The 1,007-nt window shown below is 54.7% G+C and carries 1 protein-coding gene; it reads right to left on the bottom strand.

Annotation, left to right across the window (positions count from 1 at the left end; all coding sequences use genetic code 11):
• Positions 1-951: an IS481 family transposase gene (locus ACI3KQ_RS15895; RefSeq protein WP_404959309.1), complete on the bottom strand. Its 951-nt coding sequence runs from the start codon at positions 949-951 to the stop codon at positions 1-3.
• Between the last annotated feature and the right edge of the window lie 56 nt (positions 952-1,007).

The raw sequence follows: 1,007 nt of genomic DNA on the forward strand, positions 1-1,007 counted from the left end.
CTAGGTGTTTAGTCCCATCCTTTGATGGTGCGGATTGAATATAAACCTGTTTGGCTCGGTTGCCCAGATTTTGCAGATGTATTCATATGGGGTGAGGCCCCGCAGGGTCTTGAGACGGCGACCAAAATTGTAAGCGCCGATAAAGTCGCTGAGATGGGCCGTCAGTTGGGCATGGCTGTCATAATGATAGCGTTTGACGGTGGCCTCTTTGATGGTGCGGTTCATTCGCTCCACCTGGCCGTTGGTCCAGGGGTGCTTGATCTTGGTGAGCCGGTGCTCGATCTCGTGCTCGTCACAGACCCGGTCGAATATGTGATGGAAGGCATATTTGTGGTGGGCATGATTGGTGAACTGGATACCGTTGTCGGTCAGCACCGTATGGATCGTATAGGGGACAGCCTTGATCAGGTTCCGCAGGAACTGCGCGGCAATCATCTTGCCTGCTTTCTGATGAAGCTCGACAAAAGCGAACTTGCTGGTGCGGTCGATTGCCACGAACAGGCGTAGCTTGCCTTCAGCAGTTTGAACTTCGGCGATATCGACGTGGAAGTAGCCGATCGGATAGGTTTTGAACTTCCTCTTTGGTTCTTTGTCTCCCGTCACCTCGGGCAGCCTGCTGATCCCGTGCCGTTGCAGACACCGATGCAGCGATGATCGCGTCAGGTGTGAGATCGTTGCTTGCAGGGCGTACAGGCAGTCATCCAGCGGCAGCAATGTGTGGCGACGGAAAGCGACAATGATCGCTTCCTCCTCAATGGAAAGCGTCGTCGAATGCGGATGCCTGGGGCCGGTCGGCAAATCCTGCACTGCCGTACGCTTCTTCCACTTGGCCACCGTCTTTTGGTTGATGCCATGGCGCTTGGCCAGAACCCTCAGGCTCTCTTGACTATGCTGTATCGCTCGACGGACTGCCTCAGTCGTGCGGGCGCTCCCGTGTAAAATCTGCCCCATAGCGCATCCTTCCATTCCTGGTTGAATAATGCACCATCAAAGGATGGGACTAAACA

The organism is Sphingobium sp. ZW T5_29, from assembly GCF_044987515.1.
Lineage (GTDB): Bacteria > Pseudomonadota > Alphaproteobacteria > Sphingomonadales > Sphingomonadaceae > Sphingobium.

Coding starts and splice junctions, on each gene's coding strand:
- ACI3KQ_RS15895 (WP_404959309.1), bottom strand. CDS start 951: ATGGGGCAGATTTTACACGGGAGCGCCCGCACGACTGAGGCAGTCCGT.